A 24,562-nucleotide genomic window follows, 5' to 3' on the forward strand; every position below is an offset into this window, starting at 1 on the left:
CTCGCTCAGTCGGTGGCGCCGTTCCGTTGACCGGGGAGCCGTGCCTCGGCCGCGTCGAGAGCGCGGCGCACGGCGCCCAGGGCCACGCCCTCGCGGCCGAGCGTGCTGATCGCGAGGCGCGGCACGTGGAGGGTGAGCGGTCCGAGGTGCGCGGACAGGAGAGTGGCCAGGGAGTCGCCGACGGGCGCCAACGGTCCTGACAGGACGACGAGTTCGGGGTCGAGGGCGAGGACCAGCGCGGCGACGGCCGGGGCGACACCGGCCAGGAACCGGTCGAGCACGTCGAGCGCTCCCGCTTCACCGGTGCGCACGGCCCGGGCCAGCGCGTCCGTCGCCGACTCGCCCGGCAATCGTTCACCGGCCCGGTCGAACCCCTTCTTCACCTGCTCCAGGCCGAGTTGGGGCAGGTAGCCGAGTTCGCCCGCGCCGCCGCGACGGCCCCGGTGCAGCCGGCCGTCGATCATCAGGCCGCAGGAGATGCGCGGCCCGAGCAGGACGCAGGCCACGTCGTCGGCCAGCTGCGCGGTACCGCGCCAGTGCTCGGCGAGGACCGCGAGGTTCACATCGTTCTCGACGAGGATCCGGCCCGTTCCGGGGAAGTCGTCCGCGAGCCGCCGTGCCAGATCCAGATCGGTCCAGTCCGGCACGATCACCGAGCGGATCCGCCCGGTCTCGCCGACCATGCCCGGCACCCCGACGCCCAGGCTCCACACGTCGTGCGGACCGAGGCCCTGCCCGGCCAGAAAGCTCCGCAGGTGACCGCGGAGCAGTTCGATCCGCTCCGCGCCCGTCGCCTCGCGGGCGATGCGGTGCCGTGCGCGGGCCACGATCTGCCCGTCGAGCCGGCCGAGCAGCAGCACGATCTCCTTGAGCCCGACGTCGACCCCGACCACGTGCCCGGCCTCGGCACGGAACCGGAACCGCCGCGCGGGCCGCCCCGGCGCCCTGCCCGTCGCCGGGACGTCCGCCTCGGCGATCCAGCCCTGCGCGGTGAGCTGTTCGACGAGCGCCTCCACGGTCGGCCGGGACAGGCCCGTGGCACCGGCGAGCCCGCTCACCGTCCGCGGGCTCTCCCGCCGCAACTCCCGCAGCACCACGGAGCTGTTGAGATCGCGCAGCGCCGCGAGGTCGTGTCCTCGCGACCGGTCGTGCACCGCCACGGATTCTCCCTCCACCGGATGGAGCACGGGTGCTCGAATACGAAGGACTCTTGCAGAACCGTCGAACCTTGGGAAGCCCACCCGCACCGAAATTACGCAGAACTCCTAGATATTGCTGGGGTGTTCATGGCGGGGGCGCACGCGCGGAAGCGCCGTCCATGACCCATTGACGCCTCTTCGGCCCGGCGTCGACGCTGGAGGCATGACCCAACTGTCCGAGCACTTGCGTCAGGCCACTCCCGTCGTCGCCCAGCGAGGGGAGGGCGTCCATCTGTACGGGATCGACGGCCGCCGGTATCTGGACTTCACGGCGGGGATCGGGGTGACGAGCACCGGACACTGCCATCCACGGGTGGTGGCGGCCGCGCAGGAGCAGGTGGCCACGCTCATCCACGGCCAGTACACGACGGTGATGCATCAGCCCTTGCAGCGCCTGGTGGAGAAGCTGGGCGGCGTCCTGCCCGAGGGCCTGGACAGCCTGTTCTTCGTCAACTCGGGCAGCGAGGCGGTGGAGGCGGCGCTGCGCCTCGCCCGGCAGGCGACCGGCCGGCCGAACATCGTGGTGGCGCACGGCGGCTTCCACGGCAGGACCGTCGCGGCGGCCTCCCTGACGACCTCCGGCACGAAGATCCGTACCGGGTTCGGCCCGCTGATGGCGGGCGTGGCCATCACGCCGTTCCCGAACGCCTTCCACTACGGCTGGGACGAGGAGACCGCGACCCGGTTCGCCCTGCGCGAGCTCGACCATCTCCTCGCCACCGTGTCGGACCCGGACGACACCGCGGCGATCCTGGTCGAGCCGGTGCTGGGGGAGGGCGGGTACGTGCCCGCCAACTCGGCGTTCCTGCAAGGGTTGCGTGAGCGGGCCGACCGGTACGGGATCCTGCTCGTTCTCGACGAGATCCAGACCGGCGTCGGGCGCACCGGGCGCTTCTGGGGCCATGACCACTTCGGTGTCCGCCCCGACGTGCTGATCACCGCGAAGGGGCTGGCGTCCGGGTTCCCGCTGTCGGGGATCGCGGCGTCGGGGGAGCTGATGAGCAGGGCCCGGCCGGGATCGCAGGGCGGTACGTACGGCGGCAACGCCGTTGCCTGCGCGGCGGCCTGCGCCACGCTCGACGTCATCGAGGAGGAGTCGCTCGTCGCGAACGCCGCCGCGATGGGGGCGCGGTTGCGGGCCGGGCTCGAAGAGGTCGGGGCCAAGACGCCGGGGATCGGTGATGTACGTGGGCTCGGGCTGATGCTCGCCAGTGAGTTCGTGACGGCTGACGGTGAGCCCGACCCCGCGACGGCGCTCCGCGCGCAGCAGGCCGCCGCCGACGCCGGTCTGCTTCTGCTGACCTGCGGCCCCTGGGGGAACGTGGTCCGCATGATCCCGGCCCTGGTCGTCTCGGAACAACAGGTGGACGAGGCACTGTCCTTGTGGACCTCGGCGGTCGCGACGGCTGCGTAGGTTCTTCGAGCGCGCCCCGGTGGCCGCTTCTCGCGCAGTTCCCCGCGCCCCTGAAGCGAGCTCCGCTCGCTCAGGGGAAGGCGCGCGAAGCGCGGCCTTCAGGGGCGCGGGGAACTGCGCGAGCAACCACGACGAGACCGGCACCCGACGACGCACAGGTCTTGAGGGGCGCGGGGAACTGCGCGACCAGCCCCCGCGCACCAGCAGCCACCCACCCCACCCCAGAAAGGAGCCCCCGCCATGACCACGCCCCCCGTCATCGCAGCCGTACCGAAGAACCTCCACATCGACGGCGCCTGGCAGCCCGCGGCAGCGCCCCGCACGATGCCCGTCGACAACCCCGCGACCAGCACCACCCTCTGCCACGTCGCGGACGCCGGCCCCGAAGACGCCGCCCTCGCCCTCGCAGCGGCCACAAAAGCCCAGCGCAGCTGGGCCGCCACAGCCCCCCGAGAACGCTCCGAGATCCTGCGCCGAGCCCACGAGATCATCCTGGAGCGCACCGAGGACCTGGCCCTCCTGATGACCCTGGAGATGGGCAAACCCCTCGCGGAGGCCCGCGGAGAAGTGGCGTACGCGGCGGAGTTCTTCCGCTGGTTCGCCGAGGAGGCGGTCCGCGTCGACGGCGGCTACGCGACCAGCCCCGACGGCCGCAACCGCCACCTGGTGCTGCGCCAGCCCGTCGGCCCGTGTCTGCTGATCACCCCCTGGAACTTCCCGCTCGCCATGGGCACCCGCAAGATCGGCCCCGCCGTCGCCGCGGGCTGCACGATGATCCTCAAGCCGGCCCCGCAGACCCCGCTGTCCACCCTCGCCCTGACCGGCATCCTCGCCGAGGCGGGTCTGCCCCCGGGCGTCCTGAACGTCCTGACCACCTCCGACGCGGCCGCGGTGGTCGAGCCCCTGCTGCGCGGCGGCGGCATCCGCAAACTCTCCTTCACCGGCTCCACCCAGGTGGGCCGCATCCTGTTCGCCCAGTGCGCCGACACCGTCGTCCGCACCTCGCTCGAACTCGGCGGCAACGCACCGCTGATCGTGTTCGAGGACGCCGACCTGGACGCCGCCGTGAACGGCGCGATGGTCGCCAAGATGCGGAACATGGGGGAGGCCTGCACCGCGGCCAACCGCATCTACGTCCACACGGCCGTCGCCGAGGAGTTCGCCGCCCGACTCACGTCCCGTATGGCCGCCCTGAACGTCGGCGACGGCACCGCCCCCGGCACCGACGTCGGCCCCCTCATCGACGGCGCGGGCCGCGACAAGGTCGTCCGGCTCGTGCGCGACGCGGTCGAGCGCGGCGCGAAGGTCCTCACCGGTGGCGAAGTACCCACCGGCGAAGGGAACTTCTACCCGCCGACCGTGCTCGCCGGGGTTTCCCGCGACGCCGACCTCACCACCACGGAGGTCTTCGGCCCGGTCGCCGCGCTGTTCACCTTCGAGGACGAGGACGACGTCGTACGCGTCGCCAACGACACCGAGTGGGGCCTGGTCAGTTACGTCTTCACGCGCGACCTGGACCGGGCGCTGCGCGTCGGTGAGGCGCTGGAGACCGGCATGGTCGGCATCAACACCGGCCTCGTCTCCAACCCGGCCGCGCCCTTCGGCGGCGTCAAACAGTCCGGCCTGGGCCGCGAGGGCGGACGGGTCGGCATCGAGGAGTTCCTGGAGTACAAGTACCTGGCGATCCCGACCGGCCGGTAGCCCGGGCGGATCACAGCCGTTCCACCGCCCGGAACCCGGCGAGGCGGGACAGCAACGAGCGGGCGGGCGGCGCGAGTTCGCCCACGAGTACGGTTTCGCCCGCGTTCAACAGGCCGATGACGGCGGAGAGTTCGGGTGCGGACAGGTCCGTCTCCAGGACATGCCCGCAGGCCGCCACGAGCTGACGTCCGCCGACCTCGGACCACAGCACACGCTCGGTCGCCCGCACCGCGTCGTCGTCGGTGAAGTAGCCGGGACGCGCGGGCGGCGGCACCGGGTCGAGGCCGCCGTTGGTGGCCTGGAGCAGCGCCTCGCGGGCCACCCGGCGCTCCAGGGCCGCGGGCCGCGCCGCCTGCCGGAAGTGGTCCAGCGCCGCCGCGAGCACCGGCGGCAGCCCGGCGGACAGATCGTCCGGCGGATCGCCGTCCGGTACGTGGATGCCGTCACCGCCCCACCCCTCCTGCGGGGAGACCGGGTTCGGCCCCGGCGCGAGCAGCGACGGCAGCCCGGTGCCGTGCCGCGTCGGCTCGCGGGGAATGCCGATGTGCACGCTCGCCGTCGCCCCGGAGGCGTCCGGGACGGGAGCCGCCGTGAGCCGGTGCCCCGCAGGCCAGTACACGAGATCGCCGGGGACCGCCTCCGCCGTCCCCTCCTGCCCGTCGGGGCCGAGCCGCAGCCGCCGGGCGCCCAGGGCCACGTACAGGAAGCCCGCGCCGCGCCGGACGCCCGACGGGCCGGGCGGGCGGGAGCCGTGGAGCAGGGTCGTCGTCGCGCCGGCGCTCGGCTGGCCCACGTGCTCCCACAGGCCCGTGAGGAAGTCCCGCTCCCGTGCCCACAGCGGGTGGTGGGCGGAGTGCAGGCACAGGACCACGAGCGAGAACGATTCTCCGCCGAGCTGTCCCGTCACCCGGCGGTGGTAGGCGCCGAAAGAGGCGTCCTCGGGCCGGGGCAGCAGATCCCCGGGATCGACGAGGTGACGCTGTCCCGCGCTGAACCGGATCCGGTGCGCGGCGCCGGACCGCTGCGCCGCGATGACGGCGCTCTCGAAGAGTTCGTTCGTGTCGAACGGGGGCCGGGGCAGTCCCGAGCCACGGATCAGGACGGGGCGCCGGTCCCAGTACTCGGCGGCGAAGCGGGGCCAGTCCAGCGTGTCGAGGATGTCCAGGGGCGCCGGGGAGCGCGGATTCATGAGCGGCGCTCCGGGCGGTCCGGTGCCGCCGTCACGGCCCGGGCGCGGTACGCCTCGCCGAGCAGGGAGAGCAGTTCGGGGTCGTCGGCCGAGGTGCGGGCCGCGTGGGCCAGTTCCGCGACGGTGACCGCGCGGGGCGCGCTGCGCAGCCGGGCGAGGACGGCGTCGGCGCCGGCCGGGCGCGCCTCCCAGGCATGGCCGTTCGCCGCCCACACCGTGGGGCCGCCCTCGCGGGGAAGCCGGACGATCTCGGCGGCACGTCGTAATCGGTGCCGGGGTGTGAACCGGACGGCGGCGCGCCGCGGCGGCGCCGGGTCCAGACCGGCCGCGGAGCGCAGCGCCGCCCAGCGCATCAGCAGGGCCCGCTCGGGGCCGGGACCGTCGAGGGTGTCCGTGAGGAGGGCCACCGACGCGGCGAGCAGGGGCGGCGCGCTGAGCCGGCCGTCGGGGGCCGACGGCATCGGGTGCGGCAGGGTGAGCTGCCCGTCCGGGTGGTCGGGGCGCTCGCGCACCAGGTCGCGCATCAGGTCCGCGAGGACGTCGGCGACGAGCGGCAGCGCCGAGGTGGTCCGCGCGGGAACGCTCAGCCGCAGTGTGGTGCACCGGCCCGGCCGATGGTCGAGATGGCTGCCGCCGGCCGGCCAGTGGACCATGTCGCCCGCGCGGGCCCGCAGGGCGTACTCGGTGCCGGTGTGCTCGGGGCGCACCCGTACCGTCAGCTCCCCGTCGAGCACCCAGGTCAGCGCGGCCGCGTCGGTCCGGGCCGCGGCGTCCTCCACGGAGTGGTGCCGGTCGCCGACGGCCAGCTCGGCCGTGACGGGCAGCGGGGCCTGCCCGACGTGCCGCCACAGCTCCGCGAGCACGTCCCGCACCCGCGACCAGAGCGCGAAGTCATGGCTGAGCGGATCGGCGACCGTGAGCAGCCAGCCGTCACCGGCGAGCCGGGGCTCCCGCGCGAGACGCTCGGCGTAACCGGCCGGATCCGGGTCGCCGGGGCCCGGCAGCAGCGGGCCCGGGTCCCGCAGCCAGCCGTCCGCCGTCGCCAGGCGCACCCGCCGGGGCGGGGCCGCCGCGATCGCGGCCCGGACCAGCGCGTGGGCGTCGGCCGGGCCGAGGCCCAGCGGCCGGACGCCGGGGACCACCACCGGCTCCCTCGCCCAGTGGACCTGCGCGAAGCGCCGCCAGTCCTGACCGGGGGCGGAGCCGGACGGGTCGTGGCCTGGTGCGGGCGCTGCGCTGGCGTTCATCGGGTCCGGGGGCTCCTGAGTCCCTCGCCAAGGGGGTTCGACGGGCCCCGCGACCTTGTCAGAGCGTTTCCCGCCCCGTCAACGCCTTAGGGAGAAGCTGTGAACATTTGGCGCAGAACAGCCGCGATGCCCCACATGTCCCACTGGCCTCGTACGGCTTCGGAGATCTCACAGGCACGACAGACCTCACGGGCCTCAGACGGCGCTGCCGGCCTTCCAGTCCGCCCACGAGAGGTTCCAGCCGTTGAGTCCGTTGGACGGGTCGACGGTCTCCTCGCCGGACCGGCGCACCTCGACGACATCGCCGACCATCGAGCTCTTGTAGAACTTCGCCCCGGGCGTCGAGGCGTCGTCCGCGCCCTGCGTGTCGCGCAGCCCGATACAGCCGTGACTGGTGTTGCTGGTGCCGAAGATCGACGAGGACGCCCAGTAGTTGCCGTGGATGAACGTGCCGGACGTGGTGAGCCGCTGCGCGTGCGGTACGTCGTCGATGTCGTACTCGTCGCCGAGGCCCACGGTCGTGGAGTCCATCCGGGTCTCCTCGAACCGCTCGGAGACGACCATCTTCCCCGCCCAGGTCTCGTGGCCGGAGTCGCCGCCCGTGACGGCGTAGGTGGCGATCTCGGTCCCGTCGCGGGACACGGTCATCGACTTCTTGCTGAGGTCGACGACGCTGATCTGCTTGCGCCCGATGAGGAAGGTGACGTCCTTGTCCTGCGTGCCGTACACCCCGTCGGCGCCCTCGACGTCCTTGAGCCGGAGCCGCAGCGTGATCTTTGTGCCCGCGGCCCAGTACGTCTCGGGCCGGAAGTCGAGCCGGGTGTCGCTGAACCAGTGACCGACGATCTCCACGTCGGGGTCGGCGGTCACGGTGACCGCCTTCTGGACGGCGGCGCGGTCGGTGACGGCCTTGGTGAAGTTGAGCGAGACGGGCATGCCGACCCCCGAGGTGGAGCCGTCCTCGGGGGTGAAGTACCCGACGAAGGTCGCGCTCGGCTTTTTGGTCGTGAAGCGGGAGGTGTGCGCCGTGCCGGAGCCGTCCACCTCGGCCGTCACGGTGTAGCCGGTCCCCGAGGAGGGGTTCGTGCTGGAGGTCCATTCGGTGCGGCCGTCGTTGTACGTGCCCTTGAGCGCGTCGCCGCCGTCCGCGGTGACCCGCACCGCGGAGAGCGTCCCGCCGGACACGGCCACGGTGACCGGGCCGGTGAAGTCGGCCGACGTCGCCCCGCTCGCCGGGGTCACGGTGACGCTCGCCCTGCTCGTGGCGGTGGCCGATCCGGCTGCCGCCCCCGATCCGGACTTCGCCCCGGCCGCGCCGGCGCAGCCCGCGACGGTCAGCAGGGAGGCCGCGCCCAGTGTGGACAGCAGCCCCCTCCGCGACCAGTGGTCGGTCCCGGTTGCTATTCGGTCCTGAGAGTCGCCCACGCCGCTGCCTTCCTGATCCATGTCTGGTGCACCCATGTCTGCTGCGACGGTGAATGCTGCCGCGACGACCTGGGCGGATCCTTGGAAAAAGGGCTGCTTGTCTTAATTTTCCCTATGAGGGGGGTGTGGGGTGACGCGCGGTGCCGAAGGGGCCGGATCGCGGGGGAGGGGGCCGCGTGGAATGGTGATGGGGTGAAATGCCCTGAATGACCGCTCACTCCGGAGGAGGTCCCCATGTCCTCGAAGCGCCGACGCAAAAAGAAGGCCCGCCGCAAGCATGCGGCGAACCATGGAAGTCGTCCTCAGTCCTGAGGCCGTGCGGTTTCGGGGCGGTCAGGCCTTCTGCACGACTCCTTCACCGGCCGCGGCCGCCCACTCCGTCACCAGCGCCTCGTATTCCGCACGGTCGTCCGCCGTCAACTGCCCGCCGGTACGCGCCCAAAGGCCGCGAATCTGCTCGTTGACCACGTGGGCGGGACGTGCGGAACGAGGGGTAGGGGTGGAGGACATGTGAACGAGCTTAGGGGATCGGTACGACTTTCCGCTCCCGTAGGTGACGTGGGTATCGCCATGTGTGATGTTCGCCATGTCAGGGCGCCTCGCCGAACGCTCCGTGCCGGCCCGCCCCGGCCGTGAATCGCCCGGCCCCTTCGATCCCCTCGCGCAACACACCCGTCCCGTGGACGAGTTCGCCCCGCATCGCCGTCTCCTCGTCGAGTCCGTGCTGCTCCCGCACCGACGCCCGGTCGCTGCGCAGGCATGCCTGGGGGAACTCCGCGAGCGCGGCGGCCAGTTCCTCCGCCGCCGCGCGGGCCCGGCCCGGCGGCACCAGGCGGTTGGCCAGACCCATCGCGTGGGCCTCGGCCGCCGGGACGGGCCGCCCGGTCAGGATCAGGTCCATGGCCCGGCTCTCCCCGATCAGACGGGGCAGCCGGACCGTGCCGCCGTCGATCAGCGGCACACCCCAGCGGCGGCAGAACACCCCGAACACGGCGTCCTCCTCGACGACCCGCAGATCGCACCAGAGCGCCAGCTCCAGACCGCCCGCCACCGCGTGACCGCTCACCGCCGCGATCACCGGCTTGGACAGCCGCAGCCGCGTCGGCCCCATCGGCCCGTCGCCGTCCGCCGCCACCCGGTTGCCGCGCTCCGTGCCGACGGCCTTCAGGTCCGCGCCCGCGCAGAACGTGCCGCCCTCGCCCCACAGCACCGCCACCCGCGCCGCGTCGTCCGCCTCGAACGCCCGGAAGGCGTCGGCCAACAGGGCGGCCGTCGCGCCGTCGACCGCGTTGCGGGCCTCGGGGCGGGACAGGATCACCGTGGTGACATGGGCGGTGCGCTCGACGCGGACGGACGGCATGGGCTGCTCCCGGCTGTGGAGTGGGCGAACTGGACGAAACGGATGAACTAGGTGGCGGTGAGGGTGAGTTCGGCGTCGGCCGTCGAACTCGTACCGACGTACAGCTTGAACGTCCCCTCCTCCACGCGGAACGTCCCGGCGGGATCGTTCGTCCAGAACCCCAGGTCCTCGGCGGCGAGCCGGAACCGGACCGTCGTCGCCGCGCCCGCGTCGAGCGTGACCCGCCGGAACCCGCGCAGCCCGCGCACGGGTCGGACGATGCTCGCGGTCACGTCCCGCACATAGAGCTGCACCACCTCGTCCCCCGCGCGGTCTCCGCTGTTGCGCACGGACACCGACACCTCCACGGTGTCCCCCTGGCGCAGCGCCCGCGCGGACACCCGCGCCCGGCTCAGCTTCAGCGCGCCGAGGTCGAAGGCCGTGTAGCTCAGCCCGTGACCGAACGGGAACTGCGGTGTCGGCGGCAGGTCCAGGTACTTCGACGTGTACTTGTTGTCCGCGTCGTAGGGGCGGCCCGTCGACTCGTGGTTGTAGTGGACCGGGAGCTGGCCGACCGTCCGGGGGAACGACACCGGCAGCTTCCCGCCCGGGTTCACCGCGCCGAACAGCACGTCCGCGACGGCGTGCCCCGCCTCGATCCCGGGATGCCAGGCCTCCAGTACCGCGGGAGCCTTCTCCAGCCACGAACCCATCGTCAGCGGGCGGCCGTTGACCAGGACGACCACGAACGGCTTCCCCGTCTCCGCGATCGCCGCGACCAGCTTCTCCTGCGCGCCCGGCAGTGCGAGGTCGCTGCGCGCCGCGGCCTCCCCGCTCAGCGCCGCCGGCTCGCCCACCACCACGACCGTCAGGTCCGCGGCCCTCGTCGCCGCGACCGCCGCCCCGATCCCTGCCGTGTCCCCGCCCTCCGGAGCGACACCCCGGGCGTACGTCACCTTCGTGTCCGGCGCGGCCTTCCTCACGGCGTCCAGGATCCGCACCGCCGGGAACCGCTCGGCCGCCGCGGGCACCACCCACGTACCCAGCAGATCCGCCGAGTCGGCGAACGGGCCCACCAGCGCGAGGGACGCGAGGGTCCGGCTCAGCGGCAGGACCCCGTCGTCGTTCTTCAGCAGCACCATGGACCTGGCGGCCGCCGCACGCGCCGCCTCCCGTGTCTTCGCCGTGGGCCCGGTGAGCGCCGCGTCCTCGTCCACGTACGGATCGTCGAAGAGCCCGAGCGCGTACTTCAGACGCAGCACCCGTGCCACCGCGTCGTCGATCCGCCGCTGCGGGATCCTCCCCTCGCGCAGCAGCCGCCTGCCGTGGGTGCGCAGGTTCGTGCTCGTCATCTCCATGTCGACGCCCGCGTTCAGCGCGAGCCGCGCCGCGTCGGCGCCGTCCTCGGCGAAGCCGTGCGCGATCAGCTCCTGGACGCCGCTCCAGTCGCTGACCACCGTCCCGTCGAAGCCCCACTCCTCCTTGAGGATGTCGGTGAGGGTGTGCGCGTTGCCGTGTCCCGGGACGCCGCTGACGGTGTTGAAGGAGGCCATCACCGTGGCCGCGCCCGCCTCCAAGGCCGCCTTGAACGGGGGGAGGTACAGATTGCGCAGCCGGGACTCCGACACGTCGACCGTGTTGTAGTCGCGGCCGCCCTCGGCGCCGCCGTACGCGACGAAGTGCTTGGCGCAGGCCGCGACGGACGTCTTCGTGGAGAGCCCCGCACCCTGGTAGCCCTTCACCTTCGCCGCCGCGTACCGCGCGGTCAGGTGGGGGTCCTCACCGTTCCCCTCGGCGACGCGGCCCCAGCGCGGCTCGCGCGTGACGTCCATCATCGGCGAGAACGTCCAGTGCACCCCGTTGGACCGGGCCTCCCGCGCCGACACCTCGGCGTCCGCCCGCGCCACCTCCGGATCGAACGCGGCGGCCTGCGCGAGCGGGATCGGGAACGTCGTCCAGAAGCCGTGGATCACGTCCAGACCGAACAGCAGCGGGATGCCGAGCCGCGACTCCTCGACGGCGAGCCGTTGCAGTGCGTTCGTCGTCCGCGCGCCGAAGACGCTGAGCACCGAACCGAGCCGTCCCGTACGTGCCGCGTCCTCGACCTCCTTCGTCGAACCCGACCCCGGATTCAGGTCGTAGGCCCACGGGAGCTGCTGCAACTGCCCCAGCTTCTCCTCCGGCGTCATCCGGGCGAGCAGCGCCCGCACCTCGTCCTCGTACGGACCCGCACGCCGGCCGGCCACCGGCTGAGCGGCCCGCGCGACCGAGGGGTGGCCCGCCGCGGCGGTGACGCCGATCGCGGACAGCAACGTACGTCTTCCCAGCTCCGGCACGTCCTGGCTCCTCGCATCCCATGGGTTGACCTCATGTTGTTGACCTCAAGAAAGGTTGAGGTCCTACTGTCGTCGGCATGAGCATGGAGACCACAGCCTGGACGCAGCTGCACAGCGTCATGAACGCCCAGAACGGCGGCTCCCACAACCGCCCCTTCGCCCGCGCGACCCTGCGCCGCATCGCCGCGTTCGCGCGACCGCACCGGCGGCGCATCATCCAGTTCGTCGTGCTGAGCGTCCTCACCGCGCTGCTGGCCGTCGCGACCCCGGTGCTCGCCGGTGACGTCGTCAACACCATCGTCGGCGGTCACGACCAGGGGCTCGTGGTGCGACTCGCCGTCCTCATCGCGGTGATCGCGCTCGCCGAGGCCGGAATCGGGCTGCTCGCCCGCTGGCTCTCCGCGAACCTCGGCGAGGGCCTGATCCTCGATCTCCGTACGGCCGTCTTCGACCATGTGCAGAAGATGCCCGTCGCGTTCTTCACCCGGACCCGCACCGGGGCGCTCGTCAGCCGCCTCAACAACGATGTGATCGGCGCCCAGCGCGCGTTCAGCAACACCCTGTCGGGCGTCGTCGGCAACGTGGTGACCCTGATCCTCACCCTCGCCGTCATGCTCACCCTGTCCTGGCAGATCACCCTGCTCGCCCTCGTCCTGCTGCCCGTGTTCGTGATCCCGGCCCGCCGCACGGGCTCCCGGATGGCGCGGCTGCAACGTGAGGCCGCAGCCCACAACGCGGCCATGGGCACCCGGATGACCGAGCGGTTCTCCGCGCCCGGCGCCACGCTCGTGAAGCTCTTCGGGCGCCCCGAGGAGGAGTCCGAGGAGTTCGCGGCCCGGGCCCGGCGGGTGCGGGACATCGGGGTGCGGACGGCGATGGCGCAGTCCGCGTTCATCACCGCGCTCACCCTCGTCTCCGCCCTCGCGCTGGCCCTCGTCTACGGCCTCGGCGGCTACCTCGCCCTCGACGGCAGCCTGAAGGCGGGCACCGTCGTCTCCCTCGCCCTGCTCCTCACCCGGCTGTACGCGCCGCTGACGTCCCTGGCGGGCGCCCGCGTCGAGGTCATGAGCGCGCTGGTCAGCTTCGAGCGCGTCTTCGAAGTGCTCGACCTCAAGCCGCTGATCGAGGAGAAGCCGGAGGCCCGCGAAGTGCCCGAGGGGCCGGTCGCCGTGGAGTTCGACGAGGTCCGCTTCGGCTACCCGGCCGCCGACAAGGTCTCCCTCGCCTCGCTGGAGGAGGTCGCCTCGCTCGACAACCGCGGCGGCGCCGAGGTCCTGCACGGCGTCTCCTTCCGCGCCGAACCCGGCCAGACCGTCGCGCTCGTCGGCTCCTCCGGCGCCGGCAAGTCGACCGTCGCGCAACTCCTGCCCCGCCTCTACGACACCGACGCGGGCGCCGTACGGATCGGCGGCGTCGACGTACGCGACCTGAGCGCCCCGTCCATCCGCGCCACCCTCGGCATGGTCACCCAGGACGGCCACCTCTTCCACGACAGCGTCCGCGCCAACCTGCTGCTCGCCCGGCCGGAGGCGACCGAGGACGAACTCTGGGACGTCCTGCGCCGGGCCCGCCTGGAGACCCTGGTGCGCGAACTCCCCGACGGACTCGACACGGTGGTCGGCGAGCGCGGCTACCGGCTCTCCGGCGGCGAACGCCAGCGCATGACCATCGCCCGGCTGCTCCTCGCCCGCCAGCGCGTCGTCATCCTCGACGAGGCCACCGCCCACCTCGACAACACCTCCGAGGCCGCGGTGCAGGAGGCCCTGGCGGAGGCCCTCGACGGACGCACCGCCATCGTCATCGCCCACCGGCTCTCCACGATCCGCTCCGCCGACCAGATCCTGGTGGTCGAGAACGGCCGGATCGTGGAGCGCGGCACCCACGACGAACTCGTCGCCGTGGAGGGCCGGTACGCCGAGCTGTACCGGACCCAGTTCGCGCACGGGGAGCGCGAGGCGGTGGCCGAGCCGGCGTGAGCAGCGGCCCGAACCGACGGGACGCCGGCGCGCGCGACGCGGCTACCCTGGCCGCATGCTGCTGGGGCGGACAGCGGAGTGCGCGCGTCTCGAGGACCTGGTCGACGCGGCACGCGGCGGGCGCAGCGGGGCGCTCGTCGTGCGCGGCGAGGCCGGGATCGGCAAGTCGAGCCTCCTCGCGTACGCCGCGTCGGTCGCCGGGGACCTGACCCGACTGCGCACCCAGGGCATCGAGGCCGAGAGCGGACTGCCGTATGTGGGACTCGCCGATCTCTTCCGGCCGGTCACCGATCGGCTCGACCGGATCCCGCGGCGGCAGGCCGCCGCCCTCACCGGCGCCCTCGCCCTCGGCCCCGCCGTCGCCCAGGACCGGTACGCCGTCGCCGCGGGCACCCTCAGCCTGCTCGGCGCGGTCAGCGAGTCCGGGCCCGTCCTGCTCGTCGTCGACGACGCCCAATGGCTCGACCCGTACTCCCTCGACGCCCTCGCCTTCGCCACCCGCAGGCTCAAGCGGGAAGGCGTCGCCGCCCTCTACGCCACCCGCGACGCCGACGAGGCCGCCTCCCGGCTCGCCCCCGTGGAGACCCTGACCCTGAGCGGCCTCGACGCCGACTCCGCGCGCCGTCTCGTCGCCGCCGAACCGCTCTCCTCACGCGACATGGACCGGCTGCTCGCCGAGGCCCGCGGCAACCCCCTCGCCCTTCTCGAACTCCCCGCCCTGCTGGCCCGCGGCGGCCACCGTCCCGACACCGACGCCCCGCTGCCCATCGGCGACATGCTCACCCGCACCTTCCACAGCGCCGTCACCCGGCTCCCGGCCCGCACCCAGGACGCCGTGCTGCTGCTCGCCGTCCTCGGACCCCGCCCCCTCGCCGGAACCGAAAGCGTCCTGCGCGCCCACGAGTTGACCTACGCCGCACTCGAACCCGCCGAGCGGGCGGGGCTGCTGACCGTGGAAGAGGGCGCGTACGTCTTCCGCCACCCGCTGGTGCGCTCCAGCGTCTATCACGGGGCGAGCGCCGTGCGCCGCTGGCAGGCCCACCGCACCGTCGCCCACGCCCTGCGGGACGCCACGGCACCCACCGCCGTCGAACGCTACGCCTGGCATCTCGCCGAGTCCGGCGCCGACCCCGACGAAGAGGTGGCCGCCGCACTGGAACGCGCCGCCTCCGGCGGACCCGGAAGTCTCACCCTGCCGCTCGCCGCCCGGCTGTACGCCCACGCCGCCCGCTTCACCCCCGAGGACGAGCGCAGGGCGCTCCGGCTTCTCTCCGCCGCCCGCGCCGCCCAGGCCGCGGGCTCCCTCGACGAGGCCGCCGGCCTCCTCGACCGCGCCCTCGCCCACGCCGCCCGGGAACGCACCCGGCTCGACATCCGCCAAGTCCGTTGCTACGTCGACATCCAGCGCGGCCGCACGGCGCTCGCCCGCGACCAGCTGCGCGCCGCCGTCGCGGACGCCCGGCACGTCGATCCCGCGCTCGCCGCCGTCATGCTCGGCGGCATCACCTTCACCGAACTCGCCATCGGCGACCTCACCGCGGCGCGCGCCGCCTCCGCCGAGTCCATGCGGTACGCCAACACGCTCGGCGACCCCTCCGCCGAACTGCCCGTACGTCTCCTGCACGCGCTCGTCGAACTCCTCGGCGGCGACGCGGAGAAGGGCCGCACACTGCTCCACGACCTCGAAAAGCCGCTCACCGTACCGGACTTGGCGTTCCCGTACCCGGTCTCCGGGGTCGGCGGCCTGTGCCATCTCGCCGCCGAGGAACTGGACGCCGGCCTCGCCCTGCTCGACCGCGCCGTGCACTCCGCCCGCGCCTCCAGCACCGTGGGGCTGCTCGCCCATCTCCTCGGCACGGCCTCCGTGATCGAGTTCTGGAGCGGCCGCTGGAACGCGTCGCTCGCGCACGCCGACGAGTCCGTCCGGCTCGGCGAGGACACCGGACGCGTCCTCGAGGTGTGCCGGGCGCTCGCCGCCCAGGCCAGGACCGAGGCGGCCCGCGGCAGGGAGGCCGACTGCCGGCGGCACGCGGCGCGGGCGACGTCCCTCGCGGCCGTCACCGGGCTGCCCATGGACGCGGCCCGCGCCCACGGCGCGCTCGGCCTGCTCGAACTCGGCTTCGGCCGCTTTGACGAGTCGGCCCGGCACCTGGAGAGGGTCAGGGAGTTCTCCACCGCCAACGGCCGCGGCGACGGCCTCTATCTGTGCTGGGCAGCCGACCTCGCCGACGCCTATGTCCATCTGCACCGCACCGAGGACGCGTACGACGTCCTGCGCGTCCTCGACCACGAGGCGGGCCGGGGCGACCGTCCCGTCACCGCCGCCGCGGCGGCCCGGGTGCGCGGCATGCTCGAACCGGCCCGCGCCGACCACCACATGGACCGCGCCCTGGCCCGGCTCGACAGGGTGACGGCCCCGTTCGAGCGGGCACGGACCGAGTTCGCCCGGGGCGAGCTGCTGCGCCGGCAGGGGCGGCGCGGTGAGGCCCGGCGCAGGCTGCGGCTCGGGCTCGGCCTCTTCGAACGGCTCGGCGCGAGCGGCTGGGCGGACCGGGCCGCCGCCGAACTCCGCGCCGCGGGCGGCGACGGCACCCGGGCCGGCGGCGCGGGACACACCCCGCTCGACGCCCTCACCCCGCAGGAACTGCGCGTCGCGCTCGCCGTCGGACGCGGAATCACCAACCACGAGGTCGCCGAACAGCTCTTCCTCAGCGTCAAGACGGTCGAGTTCCACCTCGGCAACATCTACCGCAAGCTCGACGGAGTGCACCGCAGGGCCCAACTCGTGCGCCTCATCAGCCGGTCGGCGGACAGCTGAGCGACCCCGGGGAGACCCGGCGGACCACCACGACCGCCGGGCCGGAACAGCGGGGGTGCCCGGCGCGGACACCCCCGTCCCCCGTGTTCCCCCATGTACGAAAGCCCCCGTCAACTTCCGTGCCCTCCACGATGACTCCCCGGCGGCGCCCCGGCCACGGTGAAAACCCTGGGATCGCGGACCAGGGGTGTACGCCGTCCGGTGTAGACGGCGCGCTCCGGGATGCGGGGCCGACCGGCCCCTCGGGTGAGGGCCGTGTGGCCCCTCCCGCGCCGCCGCCCACGGCGCGACGGTGTGCGTTCGCCGAGCCCAGGGGGTGGGCACCATGGCATGGAGCCCCGTGCTCCGGCTCCGCCGCCGGACACCAGCGCCCGTGGTGGTGCGGCGCGTCGGCGGATGCCTGGTGATCGAGGTACGGGCCCCACTCGGACCGTCCGCGGAGGCGCCGGTCGGCCGGCTGTTGCACGAGGCGATCCGACCCGACGGCACCGGCGTCCTCGTCGACCTGCGGCACACCGGACAGCTCGGTGCCGCGGGCGTCAGTGTGCTGTGGCTGGCCCGGACCCTCGCCGACCGCAACGGCCAGCCCTTCGGGCTCATCGGTGCGCGGGCCGAACTCCTGCCCGCGGCGCCTGAGCCGGGACCGGGGCGCAGGTCACCCCGTGGCCTCCCGCGCGCCCCGCTCCATGGCCTCCGCCATGGTCGGCAGCGGATCGAAGCGGTCCAGCAGCCCGCCCGCGCGCAGCAGCTTCAGGATGTTCCGGTGCGCACAGACGACGAGCAGCCGTCCGCCCCGGGCGACGACGCGGTCCTGCGCCCGGCACAGCAGCCGTAGCGCGTACACGTCGAAGAAGACCACCGGGCCCAGGTCGAGCACCACGGTCCTTCTGTCGTCGAACGTGGCCGCGTCGAGGGCGGGCAGGACGTCGAGGGCAGCGGCGATGTCGATCTCGCCGTGCAGTTCGATCACGGTGACCGCGTGGACCTCGTGGACCCGGATGTGCCCGACGGGCCATGCGTTGCCTTCCAGCATGGCGACTTCCCCCAAGTCGATCGGACGTCCGGAGAGGCCCGGGAAGCGGGACGACGGGATTCGGCCACCGGGGTCAGGGACGGCCTGGACGAACAGATTACGGCGCGGGGCCACGTTCCGTGCAGGCATTGACACACTCCGGTACCGAATCACCCGCGGCGGATGAGGCCGCCCGCCCGGTCCTCTGCTGCGGTCTGCGGATGATGCCTGCTTACGCGCACGTCCTCGCCGGATTCGTGGCTCGGGGAGCGCGGTGCGTCCGGGACACGGTGGATTCGGCCACCGGCGCCGTGGTGCGCGGCGCGGTGGGGCTCGTCCTGGACCGGGTGGACCTGGACGCCGTGATCGCCCGGGTGGACATCGGCCGAATAGTGGCCCGGGTCGATGTGAACGCGGTCGTCGAGCGCGTGGACGTCGACGCCGTCGCCGCCCGGATCGATGTCGCGGCGGTGGCCGACCGGGTCGACGTGAACGCGGTCGCCGCCAGGGTGGATGTCGACACCGTCGCCGACCGCGTCACCGTCGCCCCCATCGCGGCCCGCGTGGACGTGAACGGGATCGCGGACCGCGTCGACATCGGGCGGATCATCGCCCGCATCGACCTCGTGGGACTCACCCGTGACGTGCTGCGGGAGATCGATCTCGGGCGGATCGTGCGGGAGACCGGGGGCGGGATGGCCGCGGACACGGGGGCCGCCGTGCGGGGGATCGGGCGGCGCGGGGACCGCGGGGTGAACCGGGTCGCCGACCGGATGCTGCGGCGGGGCGATGAGTGAGGAGGGGGAGGCGGCGGGGCTCGTCACCAGAGGGGTCGCGGCGCTGCTCGACGCGCTACTGGTGGCGCTGACCGGTCTCACTGTCCAACTCGGCGCGGGCTGCGCGCGGTTGCTCCTCGTCGGGCCGCCGCTGCGGATCCCCCACTGGGACGGGCGGCTCGCCGGCGCGATCGCGTGGACGTTCGCCGTCTGCTATCTCGGCGGCGCCTGGGCACTGACGGGACAGAGCGTCGGCGGGCGGCTGATGGGGGTGCGCGTCGGCGACCGGGCGGGCCGGCGGCTCGGACTGCCGCGGGCCCTCCTCAGGGCGGCGCTCAGTGTGTCGTTCCCGCTGGGGCTGCTGTGGATCCCGTTCAGCCGGCGCCGGGCCGCCGTGCCGGACCTCGTGGTCCGCGCCGCCGTGCACTACGACGGGCGCTGACCCCGGCCGTGCGGGAGCCGCGCCGCCGCGACAAGACCGCCGAGCCCGATCACGGCGAGCACGACGAGCGCCGTCGCGTACGGGCCCACGGCCGGATCGGCGACCAGGATGGTGCCCGCGACCGCCGTGCCCACGGACGAGCCGAGGTTGGACACGCTGCGGGAGAGCCCGGAGATCTCGCCCTGCAGGTCCTCGGAGAAGCTGGACTGCACGATGGTGACCGACGGGGTGAGCATCACCCCGAGTCCGAGCCCGATCAGCAGCAGTCCCGGGGTGAACAGCCAGACGTTCGGCGACCCGTGCGCGAGGCCGATCAGCACCCCGATCCCGCAGACCGTGGTGACGAACCCGGCCATCACGAGACTGCGCTGCTCCCTGCGGCGGGCGAACCGCTGGGCGCCGAGCGAGGAGATCAGCAGCCCCGCCGTCGACGCCGTGAAGATGACGCCGGTGCTGATCGCGTCGTACCCCCGTACGACCTGGAGATACGCGGCGACCGTGAAGGAGATCCCCATCAGCAGCAGCCACTGGACGTGCTGCGTGATCAGGCCGAGGTTCGAGGTGCGGTCGCGGAACAGGGCGGTGGGGAGCAGGGGCTGGGCGCCCGCGCGTTCCCGCGCCCGGACCCAGCGGAAGAAGCCGATGAGCACCAGGATCCCGGCCGACAGCAGCCCCAGCGTCCACCAGCCGTTGTCGTCGGCCGCGAGAATGCCCAGGACGACGAGGACGAGACCTCCCGCCGAGAGCACCGCGCCGCCCGTGTCGACCTCGCACTCCGGGTCGGGCGGCAGCGGATCGTGGACGTGGCGGCTCAGCACGATGATCACCACGACGACGAGTGCCTGGAAGACGAACGCGGCCCGCCAGCCGATCGCCCAGGTGATCAGCCCGCCGATCAGCGGGCCCGCCGCCGCCCCGATCCCGCCCATCGCCATGATCGCCCCGAACGCCCGCGCCCGGTCGGGGAGTTCGGTGAACAGAAGGGTGGTGAGGATGTAGACGGGCGGAATGAGCAGCGCCGTGCCGACGCCCTCCAGGATCGAGTTCCCGAGGATGAGGACGCCGAGACCGGGCGCCGCCGCGCTGAGCAGGGCCCCGGCCCCGTAGACCGCGAGACCCACGACGAGACAGCGCTTGCGGCCGTAGCGGTCGCTCAGGATGCCGCCGGGGATCATCAGCGCCGCCATCACCAGCAGGAACGCGGTGATCGTGATCTGAACGCCCTGCACCGTGGTGTCCAGGTCCGCACTGATGTCCTTGATCATCACGTTCATGTTCGACCCGGCGAAGCTGCACACGAACTGGGCCAGGGCGAGCGGCGCGAGCACCTGACGCGGCCAGGGAGTCGCTGCGCGCGGGGCCGGCGGCACGGTCATCGGTTCGCCTCCGGATCGCGGGCGGGACGGCGGACAGCGTTCCGGACGGCGCCCTCCGTGGTCGTCACCCCCCAAGGGTGACGACCCACCCCCGGTACCGGGCGCCACACTCGGGGCACAGCGGTGCGTTCAGCACCGGCACCGAACACGGAGGTAGTGTCATGGCCACCTCGACGGGCTCGCACCCACGCTCCGATGTCAAAATGGCCGCGGCCGGCGGGCTGACCGTCTTCGCCGCCGTGCTGCTGTTCATCTCCGGTTCCCTGGACTTCTGCCGGGGTCTGTCGGCCGTCCTGCGGGACAAGGTCTTCCTGACGACCCCGAACTACGTCTACGAGTGGGACCTGACCGGGTGGGGCTGGACCCACATGGTCCTCGGCGTGATCGCGGTGGCCGTCAGCCTCGGCCTCTTCGTCGCGATGAAGTGGGCCCGGGTCGTCGGCGTGATCATCGCCGGACTGATGATCATCGCCAACTTCCTCTCCATTCCCTACCACCCGCTGTGGTCCCTGACGCTCATCGCCATGGACGGCTTCATCATCTGGGCGCTGTGCGTGGTCCGGCGCGACACGCTCTTCTGAACCCGCCCCGACAGAAGCCGAGTCGGGCCCGACGGCCGAGGTGACGTATGCGCGAAGGACCAGCACGGACACCGGACGAACGAGCCGAGCGGATCGCCGAGTTCATCGCTCCGCTGAGGGTGCGGCCCGGCGCGAAGGTGCACCTGGCGGACGACTTCGACCCCGCCTACAAGGCGGGCGTGAAGAACAAGAAGGCCGGCCGGGAGCTGCTGCGCACCGGCGTCGCGCTCCTGGCCGACTACCAGCGACGGCTCGCCGCCGACGGCGCCACCGGGGTGCTGCTCTGCCTCCAGGCGCTGGACGCGGGCGGCAAGGACGGCACCATCCGGCACGTCATGAGCGGGGTGAACCCGCAGGGCGTCCGCGTGGCGGGCTTCAAAGTGCCGTCCGCCGACGAACTCGGCCACGACTACCTGTGGCGCTACGCCCGCAGCCTGCCCGGCCGCGGCGAGATCGGCATCTTCAACCGGTCCCACTACGAGGAGGTCCTCGTGGTGCGGGTCCACCCCGAACTCCTCAGCCGGCAAAGGCTGCCGGGCGCCACCACGGGCCGCAAACTCTGGAACCGCCGCTACCGGGAGATCAACGACTGGGAGCGGTACCTGACCGAGAACGGCTTCCGCGTCGTGAAGCTGTTCCTCAACCTGTCCAAGGAGGAGCAGCGCGTCCGCTTCCTCAAACGGATCGATCTGCCCGACCACAACTGGAAGTTCTCGGCGGCGGACGTACGCGAACGCGCCTGCTGGGACGCCTACCAGCGCGCGTTCTCCGAGATGCTCTCCGCGACCAGCACGGCGTGGGCGCCCTGGTACGTGATCCCCGCGGACCGCAAATGGTTCGCCCGGATCAGCGCGGCCGCCGTCCTCGCCCACACCCTCATCGACATCGATCCGCGCTACCCGGAGGTCGACGACAAGAGCCGCGGCGAACTCGCCCGCGAGAAGAAGAGGCTGGAGCGCGAGGCACCGGCCGGCACGGCGGCGGATCCGTACGCCACCGGCCACGGGCGCGAGCGGAGGCGGAAGCGATGACCGCGCACACCGCGGCGGAGGTCTGGTACACCCGCTCGGCCGAGGCCGTCGCCGGGCAGTTCGGCGTCGACCCGGCCCTCGGTCTGAGCGCCGCACGGGCCGCCGCCCGGCTCGTCGAGGACGGGCCCAACGCGCTGCCGCAGGAGCGCACGCGCGGCGCCCTGGCCCGCTTCCTCGGCCAGTACACCTCGTACATGCAGCTGATCCTCACCGCGTCGGCCGTGGTCTCGCTGGCCGTCCAGGAATGGGCGACCGCCGTGGTGCTGTTCGCCCTGACCGTCCTGAACGCCGTCATCGGGCTGCGCCAGGAGGGCAAGGCGGAGAGCGCCATGAACGCCCTGAAGGAGATGTCCAAGGCCACCGCCCGCGTCCGCCGCGACGGCAACGAGGCCCGCATCCCCGCCGAGGAGGTCGTCGTCGGTGACATCGTGCTGCTCGCGGCAGGCGACGAGGTCCCGGCCGACGGGCGGCTGCTCACGGCCAGCTCGCTCCAGATCGACGAGTCCGCGCTCACCGGCGAGAGCGTCCCCGTGGCGAAGGACCCGGCACCCGTGCGCGGCAGCGACCTCGGCCCCGCGGACCAGACCGACATGGCGTTCATGACCACCCCCGTCACCCACGGCAGCGGCGTCCTGCTGGTCACCGCGACCGGCACCGGCACCCAACTCGGCCGGATCGCGGGCATGCTGACGCAGACCCGGCCCGAACCCTCGCCGCTCACCGTGGGGTTGAACCGGCTCACCCTCTGGATCGTCGGCGCGGCCGGCCTGACCATGATCGTGATGTTCTCCCTGGGGCGCGCCCGCGGCGAGGCCTGGGACGCGCTCTTCGTGGCCGCCGTCTCGCTCGCGATCGCCGCGATCCCCGAGGCCCTGCCCACCGTCACCCAGACGATCCTCTCGCAGGGCGGACTCGAACTCGCCCGGCGGGGCGCCATCGTGAAGGACCTGCCGTCGGTGGAGACGCTGGGCTTCACCTCGGCCGTGAACTCCGACAAGACCGGCACCCTGACGATGAACCAGATGACCGTCGTCGAGGTCGTGGACGCCTTCGACCGGTACACCGTCTCCGGCACCGGCTACTCCCTGGAGGGCCGCGTCCACCACGCCGCGGGCTCCACCCCGCGCATCGACGACGCGATCCTCCCGTACGTCCTCGCCAACGACGCCACGCTCGTCGACGGACAGGTGGTGGGCGACCCCACCGAGGGCGCCCTGCTGGTCCTCGCCCACAAGGCGGGCCTCGACATCGACGCGACCCGTGAGGAGCTGCCCCGGCTCGCGACCCTGCCGTTCGACCCGGCCCACAAACTCATGGCGACCTTCCACGAGACCCGCGACGGGAGGGGCCGGACCGTCGTGCGCTGCTTCGTCAAGGGAGCGGCGCCGGCCGTCCTGGCGCGCACCACCACGGCCCGCTCCGACGGCAAGGACATCCCCTTCGACACCGCCCTGCGCGAACGGGCCCAGGACGCCGTGGAACGGATGGAGCGGGCGGGCCGCCGCGTCATGGCCGCCGCCGTCCGCGACCTCGACCCCGCCCGCTTCGCACCGGGCGGCGATCTCCTGTCCCTCGTCGCGGAGTTGAGCGTCACGAGCCTCGTCGGCATGGCCGATCCGCCGCGCGCCGAGTCCCGGGCCGCCGTGGCCGCCGCGCAGGCCGCCCACATCCGCGTCCGTATGGTCACCGGGGACGACGTGATCACCGGCGCCGCCGTCGCCCGGCAGGTCGGCATCGGGGGAGAGGCGATCCTCGGCGCCGACTTCGCCGCCCTGCCCGAGACGGAACGCCTGGCGCGCATCGACCGGATCGGCGTGGTCGGCCGGGTCGCCCCCGAGCACAAGGTGCTCCTCGCCGACACCCTCAAGAAGCGCGGCGACGTCGTCGCCATGACCGGCGACGGGGTCAACGACGCCCCCGCCATCAAGGCCGCCGACATCGGCATCGCCATGGGCTCGGGCACCGAAGTCGCCAAGAACGCCGGGCGGATGATCCTGTCCGACGACAACTTCGCGACGATCGTCCACGCCGTCGAGCAGGGCCGCAAGATCTACGACAACCTCACGAAGTACATCCGGTTCGTCCTCGTCCTGCTGGTCGTCTTCGTCCTCACCTTCCTCGGCGCGACCCTGTTCAACATCGCGGCCGGCGAACCCTTCAGCCCCGCCCAGGTGCTCTGGATCCACTTCTTCGTCAACGCCGCCTTCGGCTTCTCCCTGGGCTTCGACCGGGTCCGGCCGGGCCTGATGGCCCGCCGCCCGCGCCCGCGCGGCGAACCCGTGATGACCGGCGGCCTCATGCTCACCGTGGGACTCGTCGGCACCTTCGTCGCCGTCGCCCTGCTCGCCCTGATCAAGCTGGGCGAGGCACGCTACGACAGTCTGCGCATCGGCAACTCGATCGCCTTCACCGCGTTCGCGCTCTGCCTGATCGTGTCCGCGCTCGAATGCCGCGAGCAGACCGGCACCGTCCTGACCACCGAGACCTTCGACAGCAAGCAGCTCAACTGGACGATCCTCGGCGAGTTCGTGCTCGCCGTCCTGGCGACCCAGACGGACGCCCTCAACCGGCTGCTCGGCACGACGCCCTTGCACATCGGCCAGTTCGCCTGGGCCCTGCTGCCCGCCCTCGCCCTGCTCGGCCTCTGGGAACTCGGCAAGCTGCTCGCCCGCCGCCGCCGACGGCAGGGCTGAGACACCC

The 24,562-nt window shown here is 73.0% G+C and carries 18 protein-coding genes; 9 read left to right on the forward strand and 9 right to left on the reverse strand.

Going from position 1 to position 24,562, the window contains the following annotated elements; all coding sequences use genetic code 11:
• Positions 1-5 precede the first annotated feature (5 nt).
• Positions 6-1,160 (reverse strand): ROK family transcriptional regulator, encoded by a 1,155-nt coding sequence (locus tag K377_RS02190; RefSeq protein ID WP_111661333.1) that lies wholly within the window; start codon positions 1,158-1,160, stop codon positions 6-8.
• 202 nt (positions 1,161-1,362) lie between these two features.
• Between K377_RS02190 and K377_RS02195 the strand changes: the two genes are divergently transcribed.
• Both K377_RS02195 and K377_RS02200 read left to right on the forward strand, forming a co-directional pair.
• The gene (locus tag K377_RS02195; protein ID WP_111661334.1) at positions 1,363-2,613 is read left to right on the forward strand and encodes an aspartate aminotransferase family protein; all 1,251 of its coding nucleotides are present in this window, start codon (positions 1,363-1,365) and stop codon (positions 2,611-2,613) included.
• Between the two features lie 240 nt (positions 2,614-2,853).
• The gene (locus K377_RS02200) at positions 2,854-4,314 is read left to right on the forward strand and encodes an NAD-dependent succinate-semialdehyde dehydrogenase (RefSeq protein ID WP_111661335.1); all 1,461 of its coding nucleotides are present in this window, start codon (positions 2,854-2,856) and stop codon (positions 4,312-4,314) included.
• Between the two features lie 10 nt (positions 4,315-4,324).
• Here K377_RS02200 and K377_RS02205 read toward each other — a convergent pair whose 3' ends face one another.
• The 6 genes from K377_RS02205 to K377_RS02230 all read right to left on the reverse strand — a co-directional run bounded on the left by K377_RS02205 (position 4,325) and on the right by K377_RS02230 (position 11,850).
• Positions 4,325-5,503: a hypothetical protein gene (locus K377_RS02205; RefSeq protein WP_111661336.1), complete on the reverse strand. Its 1,179-nt coding sequence runs from the start codon at positions 5,501-5,503 to the stop codon at positions 4,325-4,327.
• The gene (locus tag K377_RS02210; RefSeq protein WP_111661337.1) at positions 5,500-6,750 is read right to left on the reverse strand and encodes a hypothetical protein; all 1,251 of its coding nucleotides are present in this window, start codon (positions 6,748-6,750) and stop codon (positions 5,500-5,502) included. Before K377_RS02210 ends, K377_RS02205 begins: the two co-directional genes overlap by 4 nt.
• Before the next feature lie 195 nt (positions 6,751-6,945).
• On the reverse strand, positions 6,946-8,175 hold the full coding sequence (locus tag K377_RS02215; RefSeq protein WP_258394951.1) for an Ig-like domain-containing protein: 1,230 nt from the start codon (positions 8,173-8,175) through the stop codon (positions 6,946-6,948).
• Positions 8,176-8,508: 333 nt separating this feature from the next.
• Positions 8,509-8,685: a hypothetical protein gene (locus K377_RS41520; protein WP_181512457.1), complete on the reverse strand. Its 177-nt coding sequence runs from the start codon at positions 8,683-8,685 to the stop codon at positions 8,509-8,511.
• A gap of 79 nt (positions 8,686-8,764) precedes the next feature.
• The gene (locus K377_RS02225; protein ID WP_111661340.1) at positions 8,765-9,535 is read right to left on the reverse strand and encodes a crotonase/enoyl-CoA hydratase family protein; all 771 of its coding nucleotides are present in this window, start codon (positions 9,533-9,535) and stop codon (positions 8,765-8,767) included.
• Positions 9,536-9,582: 47 nt separating this feature from the next.
• Positions 9,583-11,850, reverse strand: coding sequence for a glycoside hydrolase family 3 N-terminal domain-containing protein (locus tag K377_RS02230; protein ID WP_111661341.1), 2,268 nt, complete (start codon positions 11,848-11,850; stop codon positions 9,583-9,585).
• 83 nt (positions 11,851-11,933) lie between these two features.
• Between K377_RS02230 and K377_RS02235 the strand changes: the two genes are divergently transcribed.
• Both K377_RS02235 and K377_RS02240 read left to right on the forward strand, forming a co-directional pair.
• A complete protein-coding gene (locus tag K377_RS02235; RefSeq protein WP_181512468.1) occupies positions 11,934-13,826 on the forward strand; it encodes an ABC transporter ATP-binding protein in 1,893 nt (630 codons plus the stop codon).
• 55 nt (positions 13,827-13,881) lie between these two features.
• A complete protein-coding gene (locus K377_RS02240; RefSeq protein ID WP_111661343.1) occupies positions 13,882-16,644 on the forward strand; it encodes a helix-turn-helix transcriptional regulator in 2,763 nt (920 codons plus the stop codon).
• A gap of 655 nt (positions 16,645-17,299) precedes the next feature.
• Here the strand turns inward: K377_RS02240 and K377_RS02245 are convergent.
• Entirely contained in the window at positions 17,300-17,677 is a 378-nt protein-coding gene (locus K377_RS02245; RefSeq protein WP_111661344.1) for an STAS domain-containing protein, read from the reverse strand.
• A gap of 200 nt (positions 17,678-17,877) precedes the next feature.
• Between K377_RS02245 and K377_RS02250 the strand changes: the two genes are divergently transcribed.
• Entirely contained in the window at positions 17,878-18,453 is a 576-nt protein-coding gene (locus tag K377_RS02250; protein WP_146614676.1) for a hypothetical protein, read from the forward strand.
• Positions 18,446-18,874: an RDD family protein gene (locus K377_RS02255; protein WP_111661346.1), complete on the forward strand. Its 429-nt coding sequence runs from the start codon at positions 18,446-18,448 to the stop codon at positions 18,872-18,874. The genes K377_RS02250 and K377_RS02255 overlap by 8 nt, the downstream gene beginning before the upstream one ends.
• On the opposite strand, the gene K377_RS02260 is transcribed toward K377_RS02255, so the two are convergent.
• Positions 18,859-20,250, reverse strand: coding sequence for an MFS transporter (locus K377_RS02260; RefSeq protein ID WP_111661347.1), 1,392 nt, complete (start codon positions 20,248-20,250; stop codon positions 18,859-18,861). The two genes, K377_RS02255 and K377_RS02260, sit on opposite strands and share 16 nt — an antisense overlap.
• A 161-nt stretch (positions 20,251-20,411) precedes the next feature.
• Between K377_RS02260 and K377_RS02265 the strand changes: the two genes are divergently transcribed.
• The 3 genes from K377_RS02265 to K377_RS02275 are packed head-to-tail and all read left to right on the forward strand — an operon-like array spanning position 20,412 to position 24,555.
• Positions 20,412-20,831 (forward strand): hypothetical protein, encoded by a 420-nt coding sequence (locus tag K377_RS02265; protein WP_111661348.1) that lies wholly within the window; start codon positions 20,412-20,414, stop codon positions 20,829-20,831.
• 47 nt (positions 20,832-20,878) lie between these two features.
• Entirely contained in the window at positions 20,879-21,862 is a 984-nt protein-coding gene (locus K377_RS02270; RefSeq protein ID WP_111661349.1) for a polyphosphate kinase 2 family protein, read from the forward strand.
• A complete protein-coding gene (locus K377_RS02275; protein ID WP_111661350.1) occupies positions 21,859-24,555 on the forward strand; it encodes an HAD-IC family P-type ATPase in 2,697 nt (898 codons plus the stop codon). Before K377_RS02270 ends, K377_RS02275 begins: the two co-directional genes overlap by 4 nt.
• The last annotated feature ends 7 nt before the right edge of the window (positions 24,556-24,562 follow it).

The sequence above is a fragment of the Streptomyces sp. PsTaAH-137 genome, from assembly GCF_003259365.1.
GTDB lineage: Bacteria > Actinomycetota > Actinomycetes > Streptomycetales > Streptomycetaceae > Streptomyces.